Here is a 26,854-nt window from a genome sequence, read left to right on the forward strand (position 1 = left end):
CAACCAGCCGAACTGCCGGCCGCCAACTACTCCGCACCACCGGATCGCAGTACCACCACCGATGCGGCCACCGCTGCGAGCGAAATCAGCGCCAGCAGTTGCACACTCGCGGAGTGTCCGGCGTAGCCGTGCACCGAGCGCCACGGATGCCGCGACAACGCCGCCCCGGCCGCGATCAGCCCGCCCGCACCGAGTGTCACCAGTAACCGGCCCCGCAGCGCATACCGCAGACCCAGCGCCGCGCCGAACACCGCTACGCCGGCCACACCCGATATCAGCCCCCCGGCCGCGAGCACGGGCACCGCAGCCCAGGGGCCGGGTGCCCACGGCGGCGCAGCGGGATCGTCGTCGCGACCGGCGCGGCGGCGCCAGAACGCCAGCACTGCCAGCAACGGCAGCAGGGCCAGCCCTACGGCCAGGCCGGCGCGGTACACCGTGTTGGCCGCGAAGGTCAGCGTGATGGTGCCGGGATCCCCGGGGGGTACCAACCAGCCCTGCTGCCACCCGTTCACCGCGATCGGCGTCAGACGCGCCCCGGTGCTGGTGCGTGCGACCCAGCCGGGGTTGATGCTCTCCGGGATCACCAGCACCCGCGAGGTGCCCGACGGGGCCGCCCGCACCTCCCGCCGAGCCGGTCCCCACGTCCCGGTGACGGCGGAAGTTACTGCAGCACTGGGTAATTCCGGTGTGGCAGCCAACTGGGTGCCGTCGACGACGAATGCCGCCCCCGGGCTGATCAACAGTTCCTGCTGCCCTGCCGGCAGCGCGATGGGCTCGGTGTCACAGGGTTGCGCCGCCACCGGCTCGCCGTCCAGCAGGGCTCCCGCGCTGGTCCGGATCGAGGTGTGGACGAACCGGCCGGCGACCGCGATCACGGGTCCGTGCTCGCAGTCGACGACGATCTCGCGGGCGCGGTCCGGTTTGGCGGGCGCGACGGGTTGACCGTCGGCGCCGAGCGCGACGATCTCCGCCAACCCCGGCGGCTTGAGCTGATCGAAGCCCAGTGCGTTGCGGTCGATGATGTCCTGCCAGTCCAGCAGGCTCACCGTGACCGTGTCGGTCACGGTGGGATGCAGCGACAGGTCTGCACCGGACAACGTCCGCACCTGCGGCCCGTCACCCAGGTCTACGGCCACTATGGTCGGATGCGCCGGCAGCACCGACCGGCTCGGGATCAGCCGCAGGCCGGTCACCTCGGTCGGGTGCGGCAGCGTCAGCGTCAGCGTCGGCGGGGTCTTGTACTGCACCACCCGCTGCGGTGCCGTCCACGCGGTCGCCGGGTCGCCGTCGGTGGCCGCGTAGGCCGAGCCGAGGATCTCGACCAGGTCGGCGTCACCGCGCGCCCGCGTGGCGCCGGGTTCGGCGATCAGGTCGGCCAGCTTGGGACCCTGCCGTGGGCGCACCCACACCGTCGGTGTCACCGACACCGGGCGCGGCACGGTCAGGGTGCGGCTGAGGGTGACCGGCTCCTCCGGGGTCAGGGCCATGGACGCGGCGCAGCGCACCACGTCCGGCGCGGCGGCGCAGCCCGGTCTGCCCAACAGCTCGGCACCCAGGTCCCAGCGCGCCACCGCCGCATCCGGCGGCGGCCCGGGCACCGACACCGTGTGCCGCAGCGGCACCGGATGGGCGAATCCGGAGGCGTCGTACTGGGTGATGGACAACTCGGTGATGCCGAATTGCACGCCCGGCGAGCCGTCGTCGGTGGCCGCCGCGGTGATGCGCACCCACGGCGTCTCGCCGTACGGCAGGGCGGCGGCCAGCGGCTTCCCGTCCTCGTCGAACCGCAATGTGGTGCTGCCGTTGGCGGTTTCGACCAGGATGCGGCGGATCTGGGCTCCGACGGCCGTGGCGCTGGGCGTCAGGGTGAGCACGGCGTTGGTCACCGGGTGGTCGAAATCGACCCGCAGCCACTGCCCGACAGCCGCCTGCAGTGCGTTGGACACCCACGCGGTGGCCGGGTCGGTGTCGATCGCGGCAGCCGGTGAGGTGGCCGTCGCCACATCGGGCAGGGCGGTGGCATCCGAGGATGAACTCGACGCGGTGACGCGGCCGCCGGTCCAGCCGCCGTAGACCGTCTCGGCGCCGGGCACCGGGTAGTCGGGCACCCGGTTGTAGGTGTGCCGGGCATCGCCGGGCGCGCGGATGGCTGATGAATGCAGATCGACACGGCCGTAGTCGGTTTCGCGGGCCAGCGGGGTGTCGGTGACGGTGACCAGCGGCGTCGGCAGTCCCGCCGCGCGTGCGTCGGCCGTCATCAACACCGGCCCCAGCGGGGGCTGGTTCAACAGACGGCGCCGCTCGTCGAGGCGCAGCAATACCTCGGGACCGCCGTCGACCCGCGCCAGCCGGTCGGTGTCGGCGAAGTACGGCGCAGTCGAACCCGCCGCATCGACCCGGTAGATCTGCACCGCCGGATAGCGCGGGCGCAGCCCGCTGTCGTTGACGAACCCGGCCAGCGTGCCGGGGCCGACGGGTTCGCCGAATTCGGCCACCTCGGTCAAACCCGCCGACCCCGCGATCGCGCGGTGCACCAGGATCGGCCGCGCCGACCGCGACGATTCCGGGTCCAGGTCGTTGCGCACCACCACATGCGAAATACCCTGTCGGGCAAGGGTATCGGCCAGTCCGGCGGAGGGCCGCCCGGCGGCGAAGAGGCGCTGCACCGAGTCCAGCGCACGGATGGTCTGCGGCGGTGTCAGCGGGATCGAGTCGCGCACCCCCCAGGCGCTGGAGCCCAGCACCTGCAGCGGCTCGTCGTGGCTGGTGCCCCACACCTGGGTGGCGAACGGCGCGCCCGGCACCACCAGCACCCGGCCGCTGCGGTGTTCGGTGAGCCAGTCGGCGGCCCGGTGCCAGTAGTCCGGAATCGCGCTGAACGTGCCCGGCGGGGTCAGCCGGCCGCTCCACGCCAGCGAACCGCTGACCAGCAGCGCGATCAGCGCCACGATGCCGACGGCGACTCGGCGGTCGCGCTCGGGGTGCGCGAAGGCGCCGAGCCACACCGACCTCGGCGCGCTGCCGGGCAGCGGGATCCGGCCCAGGAGCTGGGCGAAACCCAGTACCAGCGGGATCCGCACCACCGGCCCGACTTTGTGCACGTTGCGCAGTGGCGTACCGCCGGCATCCAGGAACGCCTGCACCTGATGGGCGATCGGAGAACCCAGCCCGCCGCTGTAGCCGATCGCCAGCAACACCACCCCGACCAGCAGCATGGTCACCAGCCGGCCCCGCGCCGGCATCGCCGGGGCGGCCAGCCCGGCCAGGCCCGCCGCCGCGACCAGGCAGGTGCCCAGGATCGCGACCGAGCCGGTGACCAGGGGAGCGCCCGCCGTCGCGGTGGGCGCCACGAACGGCGTCCAGCTGTCGGTGCCGCGCAGCAACTCCACCAGCGCGGACCATTGGGTGGTCACCCCGGAGGATTCGATGAAATCCAGGAACGGCGGACTGACGTCGCGCAGCTGACTCAGCGCCACCACCCACCACAGCGCCGCGACCAGCACAGCCGGCACCAACCACCCCACGTACCGCAGCCACCGCTTGTTCGGACGGTGACACGCCAGCCAGATCACCGCCGGCAGACAACCTGCGGCCGTCGCGATCGCGTTCACCGCGCCCATCAGCGCCACCGCCAGCGCGGCCTGCCCGGCCAGCACCCGCACCGAACGGGCCGACGTGCCCTGCACTGCCCGGATCGTCGGCAACAACACCCACGGCGCCAGCATCATCGGCAACGTTTCCGACGAGATGGACCCGACCGTGGTCAGCACCCGCGGTGACAGGGCGAACGCGACCGCGCCCAGCACCCGCGACGACGGGCTGCCGATACCCAGCGCTTCGGCGACCCGCAGCAGCCCCCAGAACCCGACGGTCAGTAACAGCGCCCACCACAACCGCTGGGTGACCCAGCCGGGGAGCCCCAGTAGGTGACCGGCCAGGAAGAAACTGCCGTGCGGGAACAGATAGCCGTACGCCTGGTTCTGGGACTGGCCGAACGGCAGTTCGCTGTTCCAGAGGTTGGTGGCGCGGGCCAGGAACCGCAGCGGGTTGGCGGTGAGGTCCAGCTTGGTGTCGGGCGAGACCTGCCCGGGGGACTGCGCGAAGGTCAAAACCAGCGAGACGGCCCCGACGAGCAGCAGCCAGCGACGCGACTGGGGCGCTGCCTGGCTAGCTGCGGTTACCGTACTCGACCCGGTTGAGCACCGACGACGACGGATCGCCCCCGGGCAGTGGCGGTTTCGTGTCCTGCTGGACCATCAGGGTGATTCCGAAGATCGCGGCCGCGCCGAGCAGCAGACCAACTACCACGCTGGCCGCGGCCGGCACGATGATCCGGTTCATAGCGGCCAACCTAGCAGAACGGCGGTCCCAGCCCGGGGCTCCGGGCAGCGGTCGCACCCGCACCCGCGCAGTGAAATGCCTCGTGACAGCATGTCCGGATGGCTTTTCCGCGCGCTCTGTTCGTTCTGGTTGCGGTATCCACGCTGGTCGCGGCCTGTCACGGCGGCACCAAGAGCGGGTCCTCCTCGACCACTGCCACGCCCGGCAGCACCGCCCCGACCAGCTCGACGACACCGGCCGCCGCGTCCGGACCCCGGGTGTGTGCCGATCCCAAGGATGTGCCCGCAGCGATACCCAACCTGCGTGACAAGTTGGCCCAGCTGCTGATGGTCGGGGTGAAAGACGCCGCCGACGCCAAGGCGGTGGTCACCGAATTCCACGTCGGCGGCATCATCATCGACAGCGACACCGACCTGACCATGCTGCCCGGCCCGCTGGCCGAGATCGCCGCCGTCGCGACACCGTTGCCGCTGGCGGTCGGCGTCGACGAGGAGGGCGGTCGGGTCTCCCGGTTGCGCACGCTGCTGGGCGGCCGGGGTCCCACGGCCAAAGAGATGGGTCAGACCCTGACCCCGCAGCAGGTTCACGATCTGGTGTTCGAGCGTGGCCGCAAGATGAAAGAGCTGGGTTTCACCATCGATTTCGCGCCGGTGGTCGACGTCACCGATGCCCCGGACGACACGGTGATCGGGGACCGCTCGTTCGGCCCGGACCCGGCCAAGGTCACCGAGTGGGCCGGTCAGTACGCGCAGGGTCTGCGGGACGCGGGGCTGCTGCCGGTGCTCAAGCACTTCCCCGGTCACGGGCATGGCTCCGGCGATTCGCACACCGGCGGGGTCAGCACCCCGCCCCTGCAGGAGCTGGTCGGCAATGACCTGGTGCCCTACCAGACGTTGCTGGCCAAGTCGCCGGTCGCGGTGATGGTCGGTCACATGCAGGTTCCGGGTCTGACCGGCACCGATCCGGCCAGCCTGAGCAAGCCCGCGCTGGACCTGTTGCGCAGCGGCACCGGCTACGGCGGCCCGGCCTTCGACGGCCCGGTCTTCAGCGACGACCTGTCCAGCATGGCCGCGATCTCCGACCGGTTCCCCGTGCCCGAGGCGGTGCTGAAGACGCTGCAAGCCGGCACCGACGTCGCGCTGTGGATCACCACCAAAGAGGTGCCTGCGGTCTTGGACCGCCTCGAGCAGGCGGTGAACGCCAAGGAGCTGTCCATGGAGTCGGTCAACGCATCCCTGGTGCGCGTGGCCACGATGAAAGGCGTCAAACCAGGCTGTGGCCGTTAGCCGGTCTAAAATACCCGGACTGGTCAGAGAGGCGCAGCGCAATGGCAGGTGGTACCAAACGGTTGCCCCGTGCCGTGCGCGAACAGCAGATGCTGGACGCTGCCGTCCAGATGTTCTCGGTCAACGGCTATCACGAGACGTCCATGGATGCCATCGCCGCCGAGGCGCAGATCTCCAAACCGATGCTGTACCTGTACTACGGCTCCAAAGAGGATTTGTTCGGCGCGTGCCTGAACCGTGAGATGAACCGGTTCATCGGCGCGTTGCGCGCTGACGTGGATTTCACCCAGAGTCCAAAAGACCTGCTGCGCAACACCATCAGTTCGTTCCTCAGATACATCGACGAGAACCGCGCGTCGTGGATCGTGATGTACACCCAGGCCACCAGCTCGCAGGCGTTCGCGCACACGGTACGCGAGGGCCGTGAGCAGATCATCGAACTGGTGGCGGGGTTGGTCCGCGCCGGCACCCGCAGCCCTGCCACGGATACCGAAATCGACATCATGGCAGTGGCTTTGGTGGGTGCGGGGGAGGCGATCGCCAACCGGCTGAGCACCGGCGACACCGATGTCGACACCGCGGCCCAGATGATGATCGATCTGTTTTGGGCGGGGCTGCGCGGCGCCCCGGCCGATCGTGACGCCGGCACCAGCTAGGTCTGGGTTCGCACCCCGACGCGACCTCGACTTCTTCTGTGCCGTCGTCATCGTCGGGCTGCTGGCCGGCCTGGCCGGGTTGGCGACGACGGTGGTGCTGCGGTCGGTCGAACACCTCACGTATCACTACACTTTCGGTTCGCTGCTGGACGGCATCACTGGCAGCAGCGCGGTGCGTCGGGCACTCGCGCCGATGATGGGCGCGGGGTTGGCCGGCCTGGGGTGGTGGCTGCTGCGCCGGCGCGCCGGGGTGCCACCGCTGGCCGGGACCATCGCCCGCCACGAGCGAATCCCACGTCTTACCTGGAGCGTCGACGCGGTGCTGCAGATCGTGCTGGTCGGCTCGGGTGCCTCGCTGGGCCGGGAGGGCGCGCCGCGCCAATTCGCCGCTGTGTTGAGCGATTTGGGCACCGGGTGGCTGCGAAGGTTGTCGCCGGGCGACCGCGAGATCCTGCTGGCGTGTGCGTCCGGGGCGGGGCTCGGTGCGGTCTATGCGGTGCCGCTGTCCGGGGCGCTCTTCACCCTGCGCATCATGCTGAACACCTGGCGGTTACGGGCGATGGGCGCGGCGTTACTCACCTCCGCGCTTGCTGTGGCGGTCGGCTCGCTGCTCACCCACAACCGTCCCGAGCTGGATTGGCCACGCGCCGAATCGAATTATCTCCTCAGTGCGCATGCGCTGGCATTGGTGCCGGTGGCTTTCGCGGTGGGATGGGTCTTCAACACAATCATCGCTGCGGCGCGGCCGGCCACCCTCATCCGGTCGTGGCTGCTGATCCCGGGACTCGCCGCCGCCGGACTGCTCACCGGAATCTGCTCCCACTGGTGGCCGCAGCTGCCCGGCAACGGCAGGAGCATCCTGTCGATCAGCCTGGCCAGCGGGCTGACGCTGGCGTCGGCGGCGGTGCTCCTGGTGTTGAAACCGCTTCTGACAGCGCTGTTTCTGCGGGCCGGAGGTGCCGGCGGCCTGCTCACGCCGTCCCTGGCCACCGGGGCGGCGGCGGGTACGGTGTTGGTGCTGACGCTGAATGCGGTGTTCGGGACGCACTGGCACGGCCCGGTCAATTCGCTCTGCGGGGCCGCCGGCGTGCTGGCGGTCACCCAGGGCTCACCGGTGTGGGCGGCGCTGTTCGTCTGGGAACTGGCGCACCCGCCGATCCGGATGCTGTTGGCCTTCGCGGTGACCGCCGTCGGCGCCCACGCGCTCAAGACATTCGTGCTCGGACGCCGACTGCCGCACCGCGACCAGCGTGCGGGGTGAACCCGGGCTAGAGCGGCCTCAGCGACCCGGTCAGGTGCGGGTAGCCCTTGGACAGGTTGCGCAGGGACAACTCCCAGCCGCCCTCAGCTTCCTCGACGTACAACCCCACGCTGGCCGGTAGCAGGATCGGTTTGCCGAAGCGCACCGAATACCGCACCGCATCCGGCACTTTGTTCTCGATGTTCGCTAAAACCGCTGCTGCACTGAACATTCCGTGCGCGATGGAGGTCGGGAAACCGAACAGTTTGGCGGCGAGGCCGCTGGTGTGGATCGGATTGAGGTCACCGCTGACCACCGCGTAGCGCCGGATCTGGCTGGGCGAAATCCGCAACACCGTCGACGCCGGGGGCAGCTTGGGCTGCTTCTGCGGCGGCGGTTTGGGTTCGTCGGACAGGCTGGTGCGCTGCTGGTGCAGGAAGGTGGTCACCTGGTGCCAGGCCAGTTCGTTGCCGACGTGGACGTCCGTCAACAGGTCGACCAGCAATCCCTTGCGGTGCTCCCGCAGGTTCTCGGCGTGGACCTGCACGCTCACCGTGTCGGTCACCGCGATCGGCCGGTACTGGGTGATCTCGTTCTCGGTGTGCACCGATCCCATTGCGGAGAACGGGAAGTCGAACCCGCTCACCAGCGACATGATCGACGGGAAGGTCAGCGCGAAGGGGTAGGTCAGGGGCACGTTGTTGCCGTACCGCAACCCGGTGACCGCGGCGTAGGCCGCCACATTGGACTGGTCGATCGACAACTCCTCGACCGTCACGGTGCGGTCGGGCAGCTTGTCCGAGCGGGGCACCACCGGCAGCGCCCCGGCCACCGCGCGCAGCATGTTCGTCAGACCGCTTGGTTGACTCATCTGGATCAAGCCCCGATCATGGCTTGGCCGCAGACGCGAATCACGTTGCCGGTCACCGCATTCGACGCGGGGTTGGCGAAGTAGGCGATGGTCTCCGCCACGTCGACGGGCTGACCGCCCTGCAGCAACGCGTTCAACCGGCGACCCACCTCGCGGGTGGCCAGCGGGATGGCCGCCGTCATCTGGGTTTCGATGAAGCCCGGTGCCACGGCGTTGATCGTGATGTCCTTCTCGGCGAGCACCGGTGCCAGCGCCTGGGTGAGGCCGATCATGCCGGCCTTGGTGGTGGCGTAATTGGTCTGACCGCGGTTGCCGGCGATCCCGGCCATCGACGACAGGCCGACTACCCGGCCGCCCGCACCGATCGTGCCGCCGTCGATCAGGCCTTCGGTAAGCCGTTGCGGGGCAAGCAGATTGACCGCCTGGACGGAGTCCCAACGCCCGTCGTCCATGTTGGCCAACAACTTGTCGCGGGTGATCCCGGCGTTGTTGACCAGGATGTCGGCGTGGCCACCGTGGTGATCGCGCAGGTGTTCGGTGATCTTGTCGACGGCGTCCTCCGCGGTTACGTCCAGCCACAGCGGGGTGCCGCCGACGTTGTTGGCGGTTTCGGCCAGGGCCTCCTCGGCGGATTCGACGTCGATCGCGACGACGCGGGCACCGTCGCGGGCGAACACCTCGGCGATCGTGCGACCGATGCCGCGCGCGGCCCCGGTCACCACGGCGACCTTGCCGTCCAGCGGCTTGTCCCAGTCGGCCGGCGGCGTGGCATCCTCGGCTCCGACGTAGAAGACCTGGCCGCCGACGTAGGCGGACTTGGCCGACAGGATGAACCGGGCGGTGGATTCCAGCCCGGTGGCCGCCGGCTTGGCGTCCGGCGCCAGGTACGCCAGGTTCACGGTGGCCCCGTTGCGGACCTCCTTACCCAGCGACCGGGTGAACCCCTCCAGCGCGCGTTGCGCGATGCGTTCGTCGGTGCTGCTCGCGGCCTCCGGCGTGGTGCCGATCACCAGCACGCGTGCGTTCGGTTCGAGATTGCGCAGCAACGGCGTGAAGAACTCGTGCAGCGCCTTGAGGTCGGCCGGTTTGGTGATGCCCGTGGCGTCGAACGCCAGGCCGGCGAACTTGTCCGCCCAGCGACCGCCCAGATTGTTGCCGAGCAGATCGTAGTCGCCGTCCAGCGCCGCCCGCAGCGGCTCGACCACCCGGCCCGCACCGCCGATCAGCAGCGGTCCGGCCAGCGGCGGGTCACCCGGACTGTAGCGGCGCAGCGGCTCGGGCTGCGGGACGCCGAGCTGCTTGGCCAGGAACGATCCGGGTCCGGAGTTGACGACCTGGGAGAACAGGTCCGGCGAACGCTTGGTGGCCACTGGGTTGCCTTCCGTGTCAGGGACGAACTTACTTCCGAGTAAGAACAGTGAGTAGTATTGCCTGCTGAGCCGGGTACCCCAAAACTAACCCCCACACGAGCGCCGACACACGGAGAAAATAATGGCCACTGGAAGTTCTGAGTCGAGACAGCGCGTCGTTGTGCTGGGCGGCAACCGCATCCCGTTCGGCCGCTCAGACCGGAGTTATGCCGAAGCCTCCAACCAGGACATGTTCACCGCCGCGCTCGGCGGCCTGGTGGACCGGTTCGGGCTGAGCGGTGAGCGGCTCGGGGCCGTGATCGGCGGCGCGGTGCTCAAGCACAGCCGCGACTTCAACCTGATGCGCGAATGCGTCCTGGGCTCCGACCTCTCCCCGGAGACGCCCGCCTTCGACGTTCAGCAGGCGTGTGGAACCGGCCTGCAGGCCGCCATCGCCGCCGCTGACGGGATCGCCGCCGGCCGCTACGAGGTGGCCGCCGCCGGCGGTGTGGACACCACCTCGGACGCGCCGATCGCGCTGGGCAACGAGCTGCGCAAGACGCTGCTCAAGGTGCGTCGGGCCAAATCCAACGTGCAGCGGGCCAAGCTGCTGGGCGCGCTGCCGGCCAACCTCGGGTTGGACCTGCCGGCCAACAGCGAACCCCGCACCGGGCTGTCGATGGGGGAGCACGCCGCCATCACCGCCAAGGAGATGGGCATCAAGCGCACCGATCAGGACGAGCTGGCCGTCGCCAGCCACCGCAATATGGCCGCGGCCTACGATCGTGGCTTCTTCGACGACCTGATCACGCCCTTCCTCGGGCTGTACCGGGACGACAACCTGCGCCCGGACGCCAGCGTGGAGAACCTCGCCAAACTGCGTCCGGTCTTTGGGGTCAAGGCCGGCGACGCGACGATGACGGCGGGCAACTCCACTCCGCTGACCGACGGCGCGTCGGTCGCGCTGCTCGCCAACGAACAGTGGGCTTCCGACCATTCGCTGTCGCCGCTGGCCTATTTCGTGGACGCCGAGACGGCCGCCGTGGATTACGTCAACGGGCACGACGGCCTGTTGATGGCGCCGACCTACGCCGTGCCCCGGCTGTTGGCCCGCAACGGGCTGAGCCTGCAGGATTTCGACTTCTACGAGATCCACGAGGCCTTCGCCTCGGTGGTGCTCGCGCACCTGCAGGCCTGGGAATCCGACGAGTACTGCAAGGGACGGCTGGGTCTGGACGCGGCACTGGGTGCGGTGGACCGGTCCAAGGTCAACGTCAACGGGTCGTCGTTGGCCGCCGGGCACCCGTTCGCGGCCACCGGCGCACGGATCCTGGCCCAGACCGCCAAGCAACTTTCGGAGAAGAAAGCCGAGCAGCAGGGTGGCGGCCCGGTTCGGGCGCTGATCTCGATCTGCGCCGCCGGGGGACAGGGCGTCGCCGCGATTTTGGAGGCCTGACGCGGCGCACCTGGGCCACCGAAAACATCCGAAAAGATTATTTTGTCGGAGTTTTGGTACTGGAGGCTGTGGGTATCCGTGGGTCCGGATAGCCCCGTGTTGTGGTCTGACCCCCCGACCCCGACGGCAACGCGGGGCAATCCTTGGTCGACCGCCGGTCAGCGGAGACGGGCGAACGAAAAGGGCCGCCGCTGGAATGAGGGGATCCAGCGGCGGTCTTTTTACATCCGGCCCGCGAGCCTGCACCCACGGCATCGAGACTGAACGTAGGCGCCCCACCCCGGCGTGTCGTCGGCGTCAGTTCAGTGTCGGCGCAACCGGGCTGAGACCCAGAACGCGAAAACCCCCGCCGAAGCGGGGGCTGTCACGCGAAGACCTGGTCAGAAAGCGGCTTCGTCCAATTCCATGATGTCGTTGTCCAGGGTCTCGATCACCTCGCGGGTGCTGGTCAACAGCGGCAGGAAGTTCTTGGCGAAGAACGCCGCCACCGCCAGCTTGCCCTCGTAGAAGGACCGCTCGGAACCGGTGGCCCCGGCGTCCAGCGCCTCGATGGCCACCGCGGCCTGGCGTTGCAGCAACCAGCCGATGATCAGGTCGCCGACGCTCATCAGGAAGCGCACCGAACCCAGGCCCACCTTGTACAGGCTGGTGACGTCCTCCTGCGCGGCCATCAGGTAGCCGGTCAGGCTGGCGGCCATCGCCTGGACGTCGGTCAACGCCTTGGCCAGCAGCGCACGCTCACCCTTGAGCCGGCCGTTGCCGGCCTCGCTGTCGACGAACTTCTGGATCTCGCCCGACACGTGGGCCAGGGCCACACCCTTGTCCCGAATGATCTTGCGGAAAAAGAAGTCCTGCGCCTGGATGGCAGTGGTGCCCTCGTAGAGCGAGTCGATCTTGGCGTCCCGGATGTACTGCTCGATCGGGTAGTCCTGCAGGAAGCCGGACCCACCGAAGGTCTGCAGGCTCTCGGTGAGCTTGGCGTATGCCTGCTCGGAGCCGACCCCCTTGACGACCGGCAACATCAGGTCGTTGATCTTGGCGGCCAACTCCGGGGTCACGCCGTGCACCGCCTCGGCCACCGCCGCGTCCTGGAAGGTGGCGGTGTACAGGTACAGCGCGCGCAGACCCTCGGCGTAGGCCTTCTGGGTCATCAGCGACCGGCGCACGTCCGGGTGGTGGGTGATGGTGACCCGGGGGGCGGTCTTGTCGGTCATCTGGGTCAGGTCGGCACCCTGTACGCGGGACTTGGCGTACTCCAGCGCGTTCAGGTAGCCGGTGGACAGCGTGGCGATCGCCTTGGTGCCCACCATCATCCGGGCCTGTTCGATCACCTCGAACATCTGCGCGATGCCGTCGTGCACCTCGCCGACCAGCCAGCCCTTGGCGGGCACATCGTGCTGGCCGAAGGACAGCTCGCAGGTGGTCGAGATCTTCAGGCCCATCTTGTGCTCGACGTTGGTGACGAACACCCCGTTGCGCTCACCGGGTTCGCCGGTCTCGAAGTCGATCAGGAACTTGGGCACGAAGAACAGCGACAAGCCCTTGGTGCCGGGTCCGGCTCCCTCGGGGCGCGCCAGCACCAGGTGGAAGATGTTCTCGAACATGTCGTCGGAGTCGGCGGAGGTGATGAAGCGCTTGACGCCGTCGATGTGCCAGGAGCCGTCCTCTTGCTGCACGGCCTTGGTCCGGCCCGCACCCACGTCGGAGCCGGCGTCCGGCTCGGTGAGCACCATGGTCGAGCCCCAGCCGCGCTCGGTGGCCAGCACCGCCCACTTCTTCTGCTCCTCGGTACCGAGGTGGTAGAGGATCTGCGCGAAGCCGGCGCCGCCGGCGTACATCCATACCGCCGGGTTGGCACCCAGGATGTGTTCGTTGAGCGCCCACATCAGGGATTTGGGCATCGGCATGCCGCCGAGCGCCTCGTCGAGGCCGGCTTTGTCCCAGCCGGCGTCCATCACGGCCTTGACCGACTTCTTGAACGACTCGGGCAGCGTCACCGAGTGCGTCTTCGGGTCGAAGACCGGCGGGTTGCGGTCACCTTCGGTGAACGAGTCGGCGACGGGTCCCTCAGCCAGGCGAGCCATCTCCGCCAGCATTTCGCGGGCGGTGTCGGCGTCCAGGTCGCTGAATTCGCCTTGCCCCAGCGCCTTATCGACGCCGAGCACCTCGAACAGGTTGAATTCCTGGTCGCGGACGTTGCTCTTGTAGTGGCTCACTACGGTCCTCCTCATTGAGAATGCCACCTGTGGTTGGGTACCAGGACTGGGCTCGCCTAAGTTACCCACCAGTAACGGTTCTAAATATACCCGTCGGTAACTTGATCGCAAGCGAGTGTGAGCTAAATTTCACCGGCTAACTAACCAACCAGTTGGGATGGCGCTGAGTGCATCCCTGGCAGCCATCCTCACCTGCGACGATGATGGGTCTGATGAACAGTGTGGGGAGCGTCACGGCCCTGCCCGTGGTCGATCTACGAGCCGAGCCGCCGGTGCTGCGCGCGGGTCTTCGCGACGTCGCACACCGGGTCGGTTTCTGCTATCTGACGGGGCACGGCGTCCCCGGCGAGCTGTCCGCTCGGGTGCTGGATGCGGCGCGCCGGCTGTTCGGGCTGCCGCAAGCAGACAAGGATGCCGTCGCGATGGTGCGCAGCCCACATTTCCGCGGCTACACACGGCTGGGCGGTGAGCTCACCCGCGGCGAGACCGACTGGCGCGAACAGATCGACATCGGTCCGGAGCGCCCGCCCGTCGGAGGTCCCGGCCGCCCCGACTATCTGTGGCTGCAGGGTCCGAACCAGTGGCCGGCCGCGCTGCCCGAACTGCCCGGGATCATCGCCGAATGGGACGCCGCACTCGCGCAGGTGTCGCGCACGCTGCTGCGGCACTGGGCGGCCGCACTGGGCAGCCCGGCCGGGATATTCGACGCGGCCTTCGCCGAGGCCCCGGCGACGCTGATCAAGGTCGTGCGGTACCCGGCCAACCCGGCCGGTGCGCAGGGGGTGGGCGCGCACAAGGACTCCGGTGTGCTCACGTTGCTGCTGGCCGAGCCGGGCAGCCGCGGCCTGCAGGTGCGTCCTGCGGACGCGGCGGACTGGGTCGACGTGCCCCCGCTGGACGGTGCCTTCGTCGTCAACATCGGGGAGCTGCTGCAGTTCGCGACGGGCGGCTACCTGCGCGCAACCGAGCACCGGGTGAATTTGACCGACGCCACCGCCGACCGGATCTCCGTGCCGTACTTCTTCAATCCTCGTCTGGACGCCCAGATTCCCGTGTTGACGCTGCCACCGGAGCTGGCCAGATCGGCCCCGCCGGCGGTGCAGGATCCGTCCGACCCGATTCACCCGGTCTACGGCCGCAACGCCTGGAAGAGCCGGCTGCGCGCGCACCCCGACGTGGCTGCCCGGCACGGATACTGCGCCGGGTAGGCTGCGAAAACGAGAATCCCGTTCTCGGCTCGAGGAGCGAATGAAGTCCGGTGAACTCCCACAACAATCTGACCCCGACGTCGCTACGTGAGGCATTCGGTCACTTCCCGACCGGGGTGGTGGCCATCGCCGCCCGCGTGGACGGGGTGCGGCACGGTTTGGCGGCCAGCACCTTCGTCCCCGTTTCGCTGGAACCGCCGTTGGTGTCGTTCTGCGTGCAGAACACCTCGACTACCTGGCCGAAGTTGAAGGACGTGCCCTCACTGGGCATCAGTGTGCTGGGCGAGGCGCACGACGCGGCGGTGCGGACGCTGGCCGCCAAGACCGGCGACCGGTTCGCCGGGTTGGAAACGGTGGTCAGCCAGAGCGGTGCCGTCTTCATCAAAGGCACCGGCCTCTGGCTGGAAAGTGCGATCGAGCAGCTGATTCCTGCTGGGGATCACACTATCGTGGTGCTGCGGGTCAGCGAGGTCACGGTCGATCCAGACGTGGCGCCGATCGTGTTTCACCGCAGCGAACTGCGCCGGCTCGGCATCAAGTAACTGCGCGGTCTAGGTCGGCGAGCGGTCGGCAAGTCTTTCCCGGAGACCCTGGATACGCTGCTCCATCTCGGCGGCGTCGGAGTCCCGACCTTCCTTGCGGGCCGCGTCCACCCGGGTGGAGAGCTCGTCGATCGCGGTCTTGATCTCGTCAATGCTGGTGGGATCTAGCATCCCCATCGCATACCCGAAGGCGCTACGGGCCTAACCCCGGCAAGTCTCAGCGTCGGAACAGCTTGTTGCCGAGCCACACCACCGGGTCGTACTTGCGGTCCGCGACCCGCTCTTTCATCGGGATCAGGGCGTTGTCGGTGATCGTGATGTGCTCCGGGCACACTTCGGTGCAGCACTTGGTGATGTTGCAGTAACCCAGACCGAAGTCCTCCTGCGCCATGTCGCGCCGGTCCACGGTGTCCAGCGGGTGCATGTCGAGTTCGGCGATGCGCATCAGGTAGCGCGGCCCGGCGAATTCCTGCTTGTTCTCGTCGTGGTCACGGATCACGTGGCAGACGTTCTGGCACAGGAAGCATTCGATGCACTTGCGGAACTCCTGGGAGCGCTGCACATCGATCTGGGCCATCCGGTACTCGCCCGGCTGCAGTTCCTTCGGCGGCGCGAACGACGGGATCTCGCGGGCCTTCTCGTAGTTGAACGACACGTCGGTCACCAGGTCGCGGATCACCGGGAAGGTCCGGATGGGGGTGACGGTGACGACCTCGTTCTCTTCGAACGTCGACATCCGGGTCATGCACATCAGCCGGGGCCGGCCGTTGATCTCCGCCGAGCACGATCCGCATTTGCCGGCCTTGCAATTCCAGCGCACGGCCAAGTCGGGCGTCTGGGTCTGCTGCAGGCGGTGGATGACGTCGAGCACCACCTCGCCCTCGTTGACCTCGACCGTGTAGTCCGCCAGCGCGCCGCCGCCCTCGTCGCCGCGCCACACCCGCAAGCTCGCGTTGTATGCCATTACGCTCTCCGTTCCGGATGCTCAGCGAGCTCGTCGTCGGTGTAGTACTTCTCGAGTTCAGCGATCTTGAACAATTCCAGCAGGTCTTGGCGCATCGGCACCTGCGGTTGCCGCTCGATGGTGATGTGCGCGTCGCCGTCACCCTGCGCCTCGCGGCATACCAGCAGCGTCTTGCGCCACCCGGAGTCCATGCCGGGATGGTCGTCGCGGGTGTGCCCGCCGCGGCTCTCGGTACGCTGCAGCGCAGCCCTGGCCACGCACTCGCTGACCAGCAGCATGTTGCGCAGATCGACTGCCAGGTTCCAGCCCGGGTTGTACCGCCGCTGTCCCTCGACCTGCACGTTCTGGTACCGCGCCCAGAGTTCCTTCAGCAGCGTCAACGCCTTGGTGATCTCGTCCTCTTTGCGGATGATGCCGACCAAGTCGTTCATCACATGCTGCAGGTCCGACTGCAGCGCGTACGGGTTCTCCGGAGCCGAGCCGTCGGTCGGCCCCTGGAAGGGCTTCAGGGCCCGCTCGGCGGCGGCGTCGACGTCGTCGGGCGAGACCGACGGACGGCTGCTCAGCGCCCGCACATAGTCGGCTGCCCCGAGTCCGGCGCGCCGGCCGAACACCAGCAGGTCCGACAGCGAGTTGCCGCCCAGGCGGTTGGAGCCGTGCATGCCGCCGGAGCATTCACCGGCGGCGAACAACCCCGGCACTTTGGCCGCGCCGGTGTCGGCGTCGACCTCCACCCCGCCCATCACGTAGTGACAGGTCGGCCCGACCTCCATCGCCTCCTTGGTGATGTCGACCTCGGCCAGCTCCATGAACTGGTGGTACATCGACGGCAGCCGCCGCTTGATCTCCTCGGCGGTGAGGCGGGACGCGATGTCGAGGTAGACCCCACCGTGCGGACTGCCGCGGCCGGCCTTGACCTCCGAGTTGATCGCGCGCGCCACCTCGTCGCGGGGCAGCAGGTCCGGGGTGCGCCGAGCCGAGTCGTTGTCCTTGAGCCATTGGTCGGCTTCTTCGGCTGTCTCGGCGTACTGGCCTTTGAACACCGGGGGGATGTAGTCGAACATGAAGCGGGTGTCCTCGGAGTTCTTCAGAACTCCGCCGTCACCGCGCACACCCTCGGTGACCAGGATGCCCTTCACACTCAGCGGCCAGACCATGCCGGTCGGGTGGAACTGGACGAACTCCATGTTGATCAGCGTGGCACCGGCCCGCAACGCCAGCGCGTGACCGTCGCCGGTGTACTCCCAGGAGTTCGAAGTCACTTTGAACGACTTGCCGATTCCGCCGGTGGCCAACACCACTGCCGGTGTCTCGAACAGCACGAAATTGCCGGTCTCGCGCCAATAGCCGAATGCTCCGGCGATCGAGTCGCCGTCTTTGAGTAGATCGGTGATGGTGCACTCGGCGAACACCCTGATGCGCGCGTCGTAATCGCCGAACTCGGCGTAGTCCTCCTGCTGCAGCGAGACGATCTTCTGCTGCATGGTGCGGATCAACTCCAGGCCGGTGCGGTCACCGACGTGCGCGAGCCGGGGGTAGGTGTGCCCGCCGAAGTTCCGCTGGCTGATCCGGCCGTCCTTGGTGCGGTCGAACAGCGCGCCGTAGGTCTCCAGCTCCCAGACCCGGTCGGGTGCCTCCTTGGCGTGCAGTTCCGCCATCCGCCAGTTGTTCAGGAATTTCCCGCCGCGCATGGTGTCGCCGAAGTGGGTCTGCCAGTTGTCTTTCGGGTTGGCGTTGCCCATGGAGGCGGCGCAGCCGCCCTCGGCCATCACCGTGTGGGCTTTACCGAACAACGATTTCGACACCACCGCGACCTTCAGGCCGCGTTCGCGCGCTTCGATGACCGCGCGCAACCCCGCGCCGCCGGCTCCGATCACGACCACGTCGTAGGCGTGCCGTTCGACCTCAACCATGAGAATTCCTCGCTAAGTTCTGTGATAGATGAATCGGCTTGTCAGCCAATAAATCTCAAGTCGGTGATGGTGTTGCTGGACACCAGCAGGATGTAGAAATCGGTGAGCATCAACGTGCCCAGCGTGATCCACGCGTACAGCTTGTGGCGGGTGTTGAGTTTGCTGATCTGGGTCCAGATCCAATACCGCACAGGGTGTTTGGAGAAGTGCTTGAGCCGGCCGCCGGTGACGTGCCGGCAGGAGTGGCAGGACAGCGTGTACACCCACAGCATGATGACGTTGCCGAGCAGGATCACGTTGCCCAGGCCGAAGCCGAATCCGCCTGGCCCGTCGGGAGAGTGGAACGCGACGATCGCGTCGTAGGTATTGATGATGGAGATCAGCGCGGCGGCGTAGAAGAAATACCGGTGGGTGTTCTGAATGATCAGCGGGAACCGGGTCTCGCCGGTGTAGTGCACCCGCGGCTCGGCTACCGCACAGGCCGACGGCGACTGCCACACCGTGCGGTAGTAGGCGCCCCGGTAGTAGTAGCAGGTCAGCCGGAACAGCAGCAGGAACGGCAGTGTCAGCGCGGCGAACGGCAGCCACCAGACATGCGGCAGGATCTGCGGCCAGAACTCGCTGGCCTGCTTGGTGCAGCCCTGACTGACGCACGGCGAGTAGAACGGCGTCAGGTAGTGGTACTGAGGAACGAAATAGTATTTCTGCTGAAAGGCCCGAAACGTCGCGTAGATGACGAACGCGGCGAAGCCGAGGTTGATCCGCAGTGGCTGCAGCCACCATCTGTCGGTGCGTAGCGTTTTTTGCCCGATTTTGGCTCGGGTGGGGGAAAAGACGCCGGAGTCAGCACGACTCGCCGTTGGTGCGCTCATCTATATGTGTTCCTCTTCGAACGGGCTGTAACCGAAGGGTACACAGAAACGGAGCCCGCTCTTTAGTCGGGCTTCGCTGTCAAGAGCGGTTGTGACCCCCGACACCCTCGTCGTCGACATCGCGCCAGAAATCGCTGTCATATTGCGTGTCGGGAATGGCGATCTTCTCGCCGGATTGGTGCACGGTGGCGCGGGCGAGATCCAATTCGGCAACATCACTGTCGAGTAATTGAATGTCGCTGAGGATGCGGTCGGCATCGATGATGATGCGCCGCGTCGCCGGATTGTCTCCGTAGCGGGCTTTGAGTGAACTCACGCACCGCCGCAGGCCGCCCATCAGGTCGTGCAGTTCGGCGAGTTCAGTGGTGGTGGACAAGAGATCTCCCGGGGCTGAAGGTGTCACAAATCACAGTACGGACCCGATACTAACCGCTGGCCCACCGACGTGTCGGCCAAGCAACCGCCCAGCAGACACAAAAGCCCGCGAGACGGTGGGCGTGCGCGGGCTTCTGCGGCTGTTGACAGGCAGCGGCGGCTACTTGGTGATCGCGATCCGCTGCGCCTGGGCACCGGCGTAGGCGCCGGCGACCCGCACGGTCAGCACGCCCGCGTCGTAGGACGCGGAGATGGCCTCCCCGGTGACGTGTGCGGGCAGCTGGAACGACCGGCGGAACGACCCGTACCGGATCTCTCGCAGGGTACGGCCGTCCTGCTCGTCGGCGTGCTCGTCGCGGTGTTCGCCGTGAATCACCAGGCGACCCTTGTCCACCTCGACGTTGACGTCCTTCTCGACGTCCACCCCGGGCAGCTCGACGCGGACTACCGCGTCGTCACCGTCCTTCACGACCTCGGCGGCCGGGCTGAAACCGCTGGTCACCGGTTTGGCCCAGTCCGAATAGGCCGGACCGAAAAAGTCCCGCAACCACCGGTCGGTGTCCCACGTCGGACGCGACCACAAGGCGAGATTGCTCATGGATAACTCCTTGATCTTCGTTGTGAGTTTGCTGTGCCCGACGCTGTATCGGTCGGCTACCCGATAGAACATGAGTCGCCTACGCTTAAGTTCCACCTGGGTGTTCGCCCACCGCGAACGGTTGTCACACAGCCGGCTTTCAGCTGTGAGGACGCCTTGATGCGCGCGTCACATTCGGCGTCATTTTCGGCAACATCACCTTCGTAAGGTCGGAGCCATGCCTGCAGCCGGAACGTCCGTGCGCCCTGCCACCCGGCAGGTGGTGGTGGTCGGCCACGGCATGGTGGGGCACCGGTTCGTCGAGGCGTTGCGCGCCCGCGACATCGACGGCGCCTGGAACATCACCGTGCTGGCCGAGGAAGCCGACGCCGCCTACGACCGTGTCGGCCTGACGTCCTATACCGAGAACTGGGACCGCAGCCTGCTGGCGCTGCCCGGCAATGACTACGCCGGCGACAACGCGGTGCAACTGCTGCTGAACACCCGCGTCGTCGAGATCGACTGCGCGGCAAAGGCTGTGGTGACCGCCGACGGCCGGCGGCACGACTACGACGCGTTGGTGCTGGCCACCGGGTCCTATGCCTTCGTCCCGCCGGTGACCGGCCACGACCTGCCGTCCTGCCACGTCTACCGCACGCTGGACGACCTCGATGCCATCCGGGCCGCCGCCCGGCGCGCCGTGGCCGCGGGACGCGGCAGCGCCGGCGTCGTGATCGGTGGCGGCCTGCTGGGCCTGGAAGCCGCCAATGCGTTGCGCCAGTTCGGCATGCCGACGCATGTCGTCGAGATGATGCCCCGGCTGATGGCCCAGCAGATCGACGCGGCCGGCGGCGCCCTGCTGGCCAGGATGATCGGCGATCTCGGTATTGAGATCCATGTCGGCACCGGCACCGAATCGATTGAGGCCGAGGGTGATTCGATGCGGGTGCGGTTGTCCGACGGCCACGTCATCGACGCCGGCGTGCTGATCTTCGCCGCCGGCATCCGCCCGCGGGACGAGTTGGCCCGCGCATCCGGGCTGCAGATCGCGCCGCGTGGCGGCGTCCTCACCGACTTGTCTTGCCGCACCAGCGATCCCGACATCTACGCGATCGGCGAGGTCGCTGCGATCGACGGTAAGTGCTACGGCCTGGTCGGGCCCGGATACACCAGCGCCGAGGTGGTGGCCGACCGACTGCTCGACGGGGTCGCGGAATTCCCCGAGGCGGATCTGTCCACCAAACTCAAGCTGCTCGGGGTCGATGTCGCCAGCTTCGGCGATGCGATGGGCACCACCCCGAACTGCCTCGAGGTCGTCGTCAACGACGCGGTGAACCGCACCTACGCCAAGCTGGTGCTCTCCGACGACGCCAAGACCCTGCTCGGCGGAGTGCTGGTCGGCGATGCGTCCTCCTACGGTGTGCTGCGACCGCTGGTCGGCAGTGAATTACCCGGAGACCCCATGGCATTCATCGCACCCGCCGGCTCCGGGGACGGTGCCGGCGCCCCGGGCATCGGGGCGCTGCCCGAATCCGCGCAGATCTGCTCCTGCAACAACGTCACCAAGGGTGACCTGAAGTGCGCCATCGCCGATGGCTGTGCCGACGTCCCCGCCTTGAAGGCCTGCACGGCAGCGGGTACCTCGTGCGGGTCGTGTGTGCCGCTGCTCAAGCAGCTGCTGGAGGCCGAGGGTGTGGCGCAGTCCAAGGCGCTCTGCGAGCACTTCGGCCAGTCGCGGGCCGAACTGTTCCAGATCATCGCGGCCACCGAGATCCGCACCTTCTCCGGGCTGCTGCAGCGCTTCGGCACCGGAAAAGGTTGCGACATCTGCAAACCCGTGGTCGCCTCGATCCTGGCTTCCACCGGTTCGGACCACATCCTGGACGGTGAGCAGGCCTCGCTGCAGGATTCCAACGACCACTTTCTGGCCAACATCCAGAAGAACGGCAGCTACTCGGTGGTACCGCGGGTACCCGGTGGCGACATCAAACCCGAGCATCTGATCCTGATCGGGCAGATCGCCCAGGACTTCGGGCTGTACACCAAGATCACCGGCGGCCAGCGCATCGATATGTTCGGCGCGCGGGTGGACCAGTTGCCCGCGATCTGGAAGCGCCTGGTGGACGCCGGCATGGAGTCCGGGCACGCCTACGGAAAAGCTTTGCGGACCGTGAAGAGCTGCGTGGGCAGCGATTGGTGCCGGTACGGACAGCAGGATTCGGTGCAGCTGGCCATCGACCTGGAACTGCGCTACCGGGGGCTGCGGGCGCCGCACAAAATCAAGTTGGGCGTGTCGGGCTGTGCCCGCGAGTGCGCGGAGGCGCGCGGCAAGGACGTCGGCGTGATCGCCACCGAGCAGGGGTGGAACCTCTACGTGGGCGGCAATGGGGGCATGACCCCCCGGCACGCCCAACTGCTGGCCGGCGATCTGGACACCGCGACACTGGTCCGCTATATCGACCGGTTTCTCATGTACTACATCCGCACCGCCGACCGGCTGCAGCGCACCGCGCCGTGGGTGGAAGCACTGGGTCTGGACCACGTGCGGGAGGTGGTCTGCGCCGACTCGCTGGGCCTGGCCGCAGAATTCGAGGCCGCGGTCGAACGTCACGTCGACAACTACAAGTGTGAATGGAAAGGCGTATTGGAGGACCCGGACAAGATGTCGCGGTTTGTGTCCTTCGTCAACGCCCCGGACGCCGTCGACGACACGGTGGTATTCACCGAACGGGCCGGTCGCAAAGTGCCGGTAGTCCTGGGCTTCCCGCGGATCCGCTGAGCAAGGAGAAAACTGATGAGCCGCAACGATATTCGAGTCTGGACCACAGCCTGCGACTACGCGCACCTGATCCCCGGCCGCGGGGTGGGCGTGCTGCTCGACGACGGCAACCAGGCCGCCTTGTTCCGCCTTGACGATGGATCGGTGCATGCCCTGGGCAACGTCGACCCGTTCTCCGGCGCCGCCGTGCTGTCCCGGGGCATCGTCGGTGACCGCGGTGGCCGCGCCATGGTCCAATCACCAATTCTCAAGCAGGCTTTCGCGCTCGACGACGGCAGCTGCCTGGACGACCCCGCGGTGTCGGTGCCGGTCTACCCGGTGCGGCTGACGGCCGACGGTCGCATTCAGATCGGTCGGTTTGCCGCGCGGTTGGCGGCCTAGAACCTCTGGTTCAGTCGATTTTGCCGACGAGGTAACGCTGCATCGTCGGCCCGATCGCGTCGACGACCTGCGACACCGTCATCGAGTGCAACGGCTCGGAACGCACCCCGTAGCGCATGATGCCCAGCCCCACCAGCTGCGAGGCGCACAGCGAAGCCCGAACCGCCACCTTGTCCGCCCCCAGCGTCTTCAGCAGCGGATTGAATACCGGCCCGATGAACATGGACTGCACGATCTCGGCGGTCTTGGCCAGCCCGGTGGACGCGATCGCGCTGGCAGCAAACGGACCCCCGCCGGCCGCATCCCACGTCGTGATGAGCATGTAGAGCGTGCGCCTGCCTACCTGATTGACACTGCCGGTGACGATCCGATCGATGAACTCCGGTGTGGCGAAGGGTAAACGCAGCATCTTCGCCACCGGGTCGAGGAGCCCGCGGGAGGGCTCTTCGTTACGGGCCATGGTGCCAGGATTACCTGGATATCACCAAAGATCAAGCCGCGCCGGTGTGGGGGCGCCCGGTCGGCAGCGCTTTGCGAGCGGCAGCACCCTGCGGAACCGGTTCGCCACCAGGCGGGCCAATCCGGGATGGGTGCCCAGCGGGGGCGTCACCAGGTCAGCGCCGCTGCAGTGCAACCGTTGTTGGAACAGCCCGTCGGCCAGCAGGTAGGACGCGAGCACCACGCGGCGGGCGCCCCGGTGGCGCGCATCGGCGACTGCGTCGGATACCGTCGGTGCGCCGACGGCGGCGAATCCCAACTCGACTGACGACCCGATGAGTGCCGACAACGACGCGGCCGCGCAACGCAGGTCGGCACGGGCCCGGGCGTCGGAGGTACCGGCCGCGGCGAGGATCACCGAATCGCCGGGACGCCAACCGGATTCCTGCAACACCTGGCCGAGCACGGCGACGATCTCCGGACCCGGGCCCAGAGCCGTGGCGACGGTCACGTGCGGGTGGCCACTGGCCGCGATGTGGGCCGGTAGGTCTGCGCGGACGTGGTAGCCGCGGGACAGGAACGCCGGCACCACGATGACCGGCGGGCAGTCCGGCGACCGGTCGGCCAGCCGCGACAGCACTTCGCTGGGCGTGGGTCCCAACACGTCGACGAACGCGACATGCACGCTGCGGTCCAGGAGTTCACCCACCCGGGCCGCGAGGTCGCCGATCATCGCGACGCCCGCGGACCGGCGGGTGCCGTGCGCCGCCAGGACCAGGTTCATGCGGCGTCGTGTTCGTTGTCGAGGGCCAACCGGTAACCGCGTTTGACTACTGTCGCGACGATGTTCTTGTCGCCCAGTGCAGTTCGCAGCCGCAGCACCGCGGTGTCCACCGCATGGGTGTCGTCGCCGTTGCCCGGTAGCACGCGCAGCAGCTCGGTGCGCGCGACGACGTCGCCGGGGCGATGGGCCAGGGCGCGCAGGATGGCCATTCCCGATCCGGACACCGTTTTGACCGAGCCGTCGACCAGGACGCAGGTGCCCCGGATGTCGACCAGGTGGCCGGCGGCCTGCACGCTGCACGAGCCCAATGTCGGCAGCTCCTCGGCGATGTGACGGGCCAAGGCGCCCAGCCGCATCCGTGCCGGCGACGAGGTCGGCACACCCCGCCTGATCAGGGGCCGGGATGTCACCGGGCCGACACACATCGCGTGCACGCCGTTGCGCAGCGCATCGAGCACCTGTTCTTCGATGTCCAGTTCGCGACTGCGTTCCAAAACCGCCGCCGCCGCCGGGGCCGAGGTGAAGCTGACCGCGTCGAACTGGCGCCGCGCGATGCCGGTGACCAACTGGTCCAGATCCCCGCCCAAAGGCGTTGGCTTCCAACGGTATACCCGGATCGGAACCACCTCGGCACCGGCGGCCTCCAGGCCGGCGAGGAATTCGGGGAACGGATCCCACCCGTCGGCGGCACCGTGCAGCTGGATCGCGATGCGTTTGCCGTCCACCCCGGTGTTGAGCAGGTAGTCCAGGACCTCTTGCGAGGACTCGGAATCCGGTGACCACTCCTCGCGCAGTCCCGCTGCGCGCAGCGCCCCGGTCGCCTTGGGTCCGCGGGAGATGACCCGCCCGCGCGCCAACGAGTCGAGGAGTTCAGCGGCCAGCCCCCAGCCTTCGGCGGCGGCGACCCAGCCGCGGAAACCGATACCGGTGTGTGCGATCAGGATGTCGGGCGGGTCGGCGATCAGGGACTGGGTGTTGCTGTGCAGTTCATCGTCGTCCGGCAGGGCGATCATGTTGATCGCGGGCGCACTGTAGACCTCGGCCCCGTGTCTGCGCAGCAACGCACACAGCTCCTCGGAACGACGAGCTGAGGTCACGGCAATCCGGTAGCCACTCAGTGGCACAGAAGGCTTCTGGGCCATACCAGTTGTGTATGCCCCGCAAGTTTCGGGGAAGTTACCTGGCAATTGCTGCGGCATTGCCCTCACCTGCGTTCTCGGTCACAGCCGCCGGAACCGCGGTGGCCGGACGTCGCACGTACATCGCCCAGGTGAGCCACGCGGCCACCGCATAGCAGACCAGAAAAGCCCAGTAGGCCAGCGTCTCGCTGCCGGTGCGCAGGTAGGACTCGCGCAGTGCCAGGTTGATGCCCACGCCGCCGAGTGCGCCGACCGCGGCGCAGAACCCGATCAGCGATCCCGACATGGCGCGGGACCATTCGCGGCGGTTGGCCTCGCTCACCTCCAGTGCGCGGCTGCGTGCCTCGAAGATCGAGGGGATCATCTTGAACACCGAGCCGTTTCCCATGCCCGCCAGAATGAACAGCGCCAGGAAGCCCGACACATAGCCGGCCACCATGAAAGTGTCTGTACTGGACTGGTTTTCGGAACGACTGCTGAGCGTCACCAGTGCACCGGCGGCCAGCATCATGCCGCCCAGCACGGCCAGGGTGACCCGGCCGCCGCCGATGCGATCGGACAACCGGCCCCCGTAGATGCGTGCCAGCGAACCCAACAGCGGTCCGACGAAGGCGATTTGCGCGGCGTGCAGCGAAGCGTGCCGGGCGGTTTCACCGTGGTGTTCGAAGTTGACCTGCAACACCTGACCGAACGTGAACGCGAACCCGATCCACGAACCGAAGGTGCAGATGTAGAGCAGCGAGATCACCCAGGTGTGCCGGACGAAGAGCACAGCCCCCATGGTCTTTACCTGCACGCCGTGTTCGACGCTGTCCATCGATAAGGTCGCGGCGACACCCACGATCGCCAGCAGCACCAGGTAGATCGCACATACCCAGTACGGTGCCTGGTGACCGGCCGTGGCCAGGGCGAGCAGCCCGACGAGCTGGATCACCGCCACGCCGAGGTTGCCGACTCCGGCGTTGACCGCCAGCGCCGCACCCTTGAGGCGCTGCGGATAGAACACGTTGACGTTCGCCAGCGATGCCGCGTAGTTGCCGCCGCCCAGTCCGGTCAGTGCCGCGCACACCACGTACGGCCACAGCGGCAGGCCCGGATTGGCCAGCAACACGATGGTGGCCGCGGTCGGTATCAGCAGCACAAAGGCCGAGAACGCGGTCCAGTTGCGGCCACCGAATCGGGCGATCCCCAACGTGTAGGGGATGCGCGCACAGCCGCCGGCCAGGGTCGCTGTCGCGCCCAGGAGCAGCTTGTCCCCGGCCGAGAAGCCGTAGACCGCTGTGGGCATGAACAGGACCATCACCGACCACAGCGACCATATCGAGAAGGCGACGTGGTCACCGGCCATGGTGCACAGCAGATTGCGGCGAGCGACCGCTTTGTCGCCGGCTTCCCACGCCGTGACGTCTTCAGGATTCCAGTCGGTGAGGTGATGCTCGCGACCCATCAGGATGTGCACCTTTCCAG

General features: G+C 67.7%; 23 protein-coding genes. 8 read left to right on the plus strand and 15 right to left on the minus strand.

The window, feature by feature from the left end; translation table 11 throughout:
- Positions 1-26: 26 nt before the first annotated feature.
- Both ACZYZ9_RS23970 and ACZYZ9_RS23975 read right to left on the minus strand, forming a co-directional pair.
- Positions 27-4,217 (minus strand): DUF3367 domain-containing protein, encoded by a 4,191-nt coding sequence (locus ACZYZ9_RS23970; protein WP_463828711.1) that lies wholly within the window; start codon positions 4,215-4,217, stop codon positions 27-29.
- Positions 4,168-4,341 (minus strand): DUF2613 domain-containing protein, encoded by a 174-nt coding sequence (locus tag ACZYZ9_RS23975; RefSeq protein WP_463828673.1) that lies wholly within the window; start codon positions 4,339-4,341, stop codon positions 4,168-4,170. The genes ACZYZ9_RS23970 and ACZYZ9_RS23975 overlap by 50 nt, the downstream gene beginning before the upstream one ends.
- 98 nt (positions 4,342-4,439) lie before the next feature.
- On the opposite strand from ACZYZ9_RS23975, the gene ACZYZ9_RS23980 reads away from it, so the two are divergent.
- From ACZYZ9_RS23980 to ACZYZ9_RS23990, 3 genes are read left to right on the plus strand one after another with little or no spacing between them, the layout of a single operon-like run.
- Complete coding sequence (locus tag ACZYZ9_RS23980; protein ID WP_463828674.1) at positions 4,440-5,627, plus strand: glycoside hydrolase family 3 N-terminal domain-containing protein; 1,188 nt, start codon at positions 4,440-4,442, stop codon at positions 5,625-5,627.
- Between the two features lie 41 nt (positions 5,628-5,668).
- Entirely contained in the window at positions 5,669-6,283 is a 615-nt protein-coding gene (locus ACZYZ9_RS23985) for a TetR/AcrR family transcriptional regulator (RefSeq protein WP_463828675.1), read from the plus strand.
- Positions 6,264-7,544 carry a chloride channel protein gene (locus ACZYZ9_RS23990; protein ID WP_463828676.1) on the plus strand — a complete coding sequence of 427 codons (1,281 nt, stop codon included), beginning with the start codon at positions 6,264-6,266 and terminating at the stop codon, positions 7,542-7,544. The genes ACZYZ9_RS23985 and ACZYZ9_RS23990 overlap by 20 nt, the downstream gene beginning before the upstream one ends.
- A gap of 7 nt (positions 7,545-7,551) precedes the next feature.
- On the opposite strand, the gene ACZYZ9_RS23995 is transcribed toward ACZYZ9_RS23990, so the two are convergent.
- The gene (locus tag ACZYZ9_RS23995) at positions 7,552-8,394 is read right to left on the minus strand and encodes a MaoC/PaaZ C-terminal domain-containing protein (protein WP_463828677.1); all 843 of its coding nucleotides are present in this window, start codon (positions 8,392-8,394) and stop codon (positions 7,552-7,554) included.
- 5 nt (positions 8,395-8,399) lie between these two features.
- On the minus strand, positions 8,400-9,764 hold the full coding sequence (locus ACZYZ9_RS24000; protein ID WP_463828678.1) for a 3-oxoacyl-ACP reductase: 1,365 nt from the start codon (positions 9,762-9,764) through the stop codon (positions 8,400-8,402).
- A 121-nt stretch (positions 9,765-9,885) separates the two neighbouring features.
- On the opposite strand from ACZYZ9_RS24000, the gene ACZYZ9_RS24005 reads away from it, so the two are divergent.
- Positions 9,886-11,199, plus strand: coding sequence for an acetyl-CoA C-acetyltransferase (locus ACZYZ9_RS24005; RefSeq protein ID WP_463828679.1), 1,314 nt, complete (start codon positions 9,886-9,888; stop codon positions 11,197-11,199).
- Between the two features lie 380 nt (positions 11,200-11,579).
- Here ACZYZ9_RS24005 and ACZYZ9_RS24010 read toward each other — a convergent pair whose 3' ends face one another.
- The gene (locus ACZYZ9_RS24010; protein ID WP_463828680.1) at positions 11,580-13,415 is read right to left on the minus strand and encodes an acyl-CoA dehydrogenase; all 1,836 of its coding nucleotides are present in this window, start codon (positions 13,413-13,415) and stop codon (positions 11,580-11,582) included.
- Between the two features lie 212 nt (positions 13,416-13,627).
- Here ACZYZ9_RS24010 and ACZYZ9_RS24015 point away from each other — a divergent pair, with 212 nt between their 5' ends.
- Positions 13,628-14,623 carry an isopenicillin N synthase family dioxygenase gene (locus ACZYZ9_RS24015; protein ID WP_463828681.1) on the plus strand — a complete coding sequence of 332 codons (996 nt, stop codon included), beginning with the start codon at positions 13,628-13,630 and terminating at the stop codon, positions 14,621-14,623.
- A 50-nt stretch (positions 14,624-14,673) separates the two neighbouring features.
- Positions 14,674-15,165: a flavin reductase family protein gene (locus tag ACZYZ9_RS24020; RefSeq protein ID WP_463828682.1), complete on the plus strand. Its 492-nt coding sequence runs from the start codon at positions 14,674-14,676 to the stop codon at positions 15,163-15,165.
- A 9-nt stretch (positions 15,166-15,174) separates the two neighbouring features.
- Here the strand turns inward: ACZYZ9_RS24020 and ACZYZ9_RS24025 are convergent, their stop codons facing one another.
- The 6 genes from ACZYZ9_RS24025 to ACZYZ9_RS24050 all read right to left on the minus strand — a co-directional run bounded on the left by ACZYZ9_RS24025 (position 15,175) and on the right by ACZYZ9_RS24050 (position 19,887).
- Entirely contained in the window at positions 15,175-15,336 is a 162-nt protein-coding gene (locus ACZYZ9_RS24025; protein WP_463828714.1) for a hypothetical protein, read from the minus strand.
- 46 nt (positions 15,337-15,382) lie between these two features.
- Positions 15,383-16,129 (minus strand): succinate dehydrogenase/fumarate reductase iron-sulfur subunit, encoded by a 747-nt coding sequence (locus ACZYZ9_RS24030; RefSeq protein WP_463828683.1) that lies wholly within the window; start codon positions 16,127-16,129, stop codon positions 15,383-15,385.
- Entirely contained in the window at positions 16,129-18,042 is a 1,914-nt protein-coding gene (locus ACZYZ9_RS24035) for a fumarate reductase/succinate dehydrogenase flavoprotein subunit (protein ID WP_463828684.1), read from the minus strand. The genes ACZYZ9_RS24030 and ACZYZ9_RS24035 overlap by 1 nt, the downstream gene beginning before the upstream one ends.
- Positions 18,043-18,083: 41 nt before the next feature.
- Positions 18,084-18,914, minus strand: a complete 831-nt coding sequence (locus tag ACZYZ9_RS24040) for a hypothetical protein (protein WP_463828685.1) — start codon at positions 18,912-18,914, stop codon at positions 18,084-18,086.
- 79 nt (positions 18,915-18,993) lie between these two features.
- Positions 18,994-19,290, minus strand: a complete 297-nt coding sequence (locus tag ACZYZ9_RS24045) for a hypothetical protein (RefSeq protein ID WP_463828686.1) — start codon at positions 19,288-19,290, stop codon at positions 18,994-18,996.
- A 159-nt stretch (positions 19,291-19,449) separates the two neighbouring features.
- On the minus strand, positions 19,450-19,887 hold the full coding sequence (locus tag ACZYZ9_RS24050; RefSeq protein ID WP_463828687.1) for an Hsp20/alpha crystallin family protein: 438 nt from the start codon (positions 19,885-19,887) through the stop codon (positions 19,450-19,452).
- Positions 19,888-20,104: 217 nt separating this feature from the next.
- Between ACZYZ9_RS24050 and nirB the strand changes: the two genes are divergently transcribed.
- Both nirB and nirD read left to right on the plus strand, forming a co-directional pair.
- Entirely contained in the window at positions 20,105-22,645 is a 2,541-nt protein-coding gene (gene nirB / locus ACZYZ9_RS24055) for a nitrite reductase large subunit NirB (protein ID WP_463828688.1), read from the plus strand.
- A gap of 15 nt (positions 22,646-22,660) precedes the next feature.
- Positions 22,661-23,026 (plus strand): nitrite reductase small subunit NirD, encoded by a 366-nt coding sequence (gene nirD / locus ACZYZ9_RS24060; RefSeq protein WP_463828689.1) that lies wholly within the window; start codon positions 22,661-22,663, stop codon positions 23,024-23,026.
- 10 nt (positions 23,027-23,036) lie between these two features.
- Here nirD and ACZYZ9_RS24065 read toward each other — a convergent pair whose 3' ends face one another.
- From ACZYZ9_RS24065 to ACZYZ9_RS24080, 4 genes are read right to left on the minus strand one after another with little or no spacing between them, the layout of a single operon-like run.
- Positions 23,037-23,486 (minus strand): TetR/AcrR family transcriptional regulator, encoded by a 450-nt coding sequence (locus ACZYZ9_RS24065; RefSeq protein ID WP_463828690.1) that lies wholly within the window; start codon positions 23,484-23,486, stop codon positions 23,037-23,039.
- A gap of 21 nt (positions 23,487-23,507) precedes the next feature.
- Positions 23,508-24,248 (minus strand): sirohydrochlorin chelatase, encoded by a 741-nt coding sequence (locus ACZYZ9_RS24070; RefSeq protein ID WP_463828691.1) that lies wholly within the window; start codon positions 24,246-24,248, stop codon positions 23,508-23,510.
- On the minus strand, positions 24,245-25,390 hold the full coding sequence (locus tag ACZYZ9_RS24075; RefSeq protein ID WP_463828692.1) for a uroporphyrinogen-III synthase: 1,146 nt from the start codon (positions 25,388-25,390) through the stop codon (positions 24,245-24,247). Before ACZYZ9_RS24075 ends, ACZYZ9_RS24070 begins: the two co-directional genes overlap by 4 nt.
- Before the next feature lie 34 nt (positions 25,391-25,424).
- Positions 25,425-26,834 (minus strand): nitrate/nitrite transporter, encoded by a 1,410-nt coding sequence (locus ACZYZ9_RS24080; RefSeq protein ID WP_463828693.1) that lies wholly within the window; start codon positions 26,832-26,834, stop codon positions 25,425-25,427.
- Positions 26,835-26,854: the final 20 nt, after the last annotated feature.

This window comes from Mycobacterium sp. IDUB_28 (genome assembly GCF_055419285.1).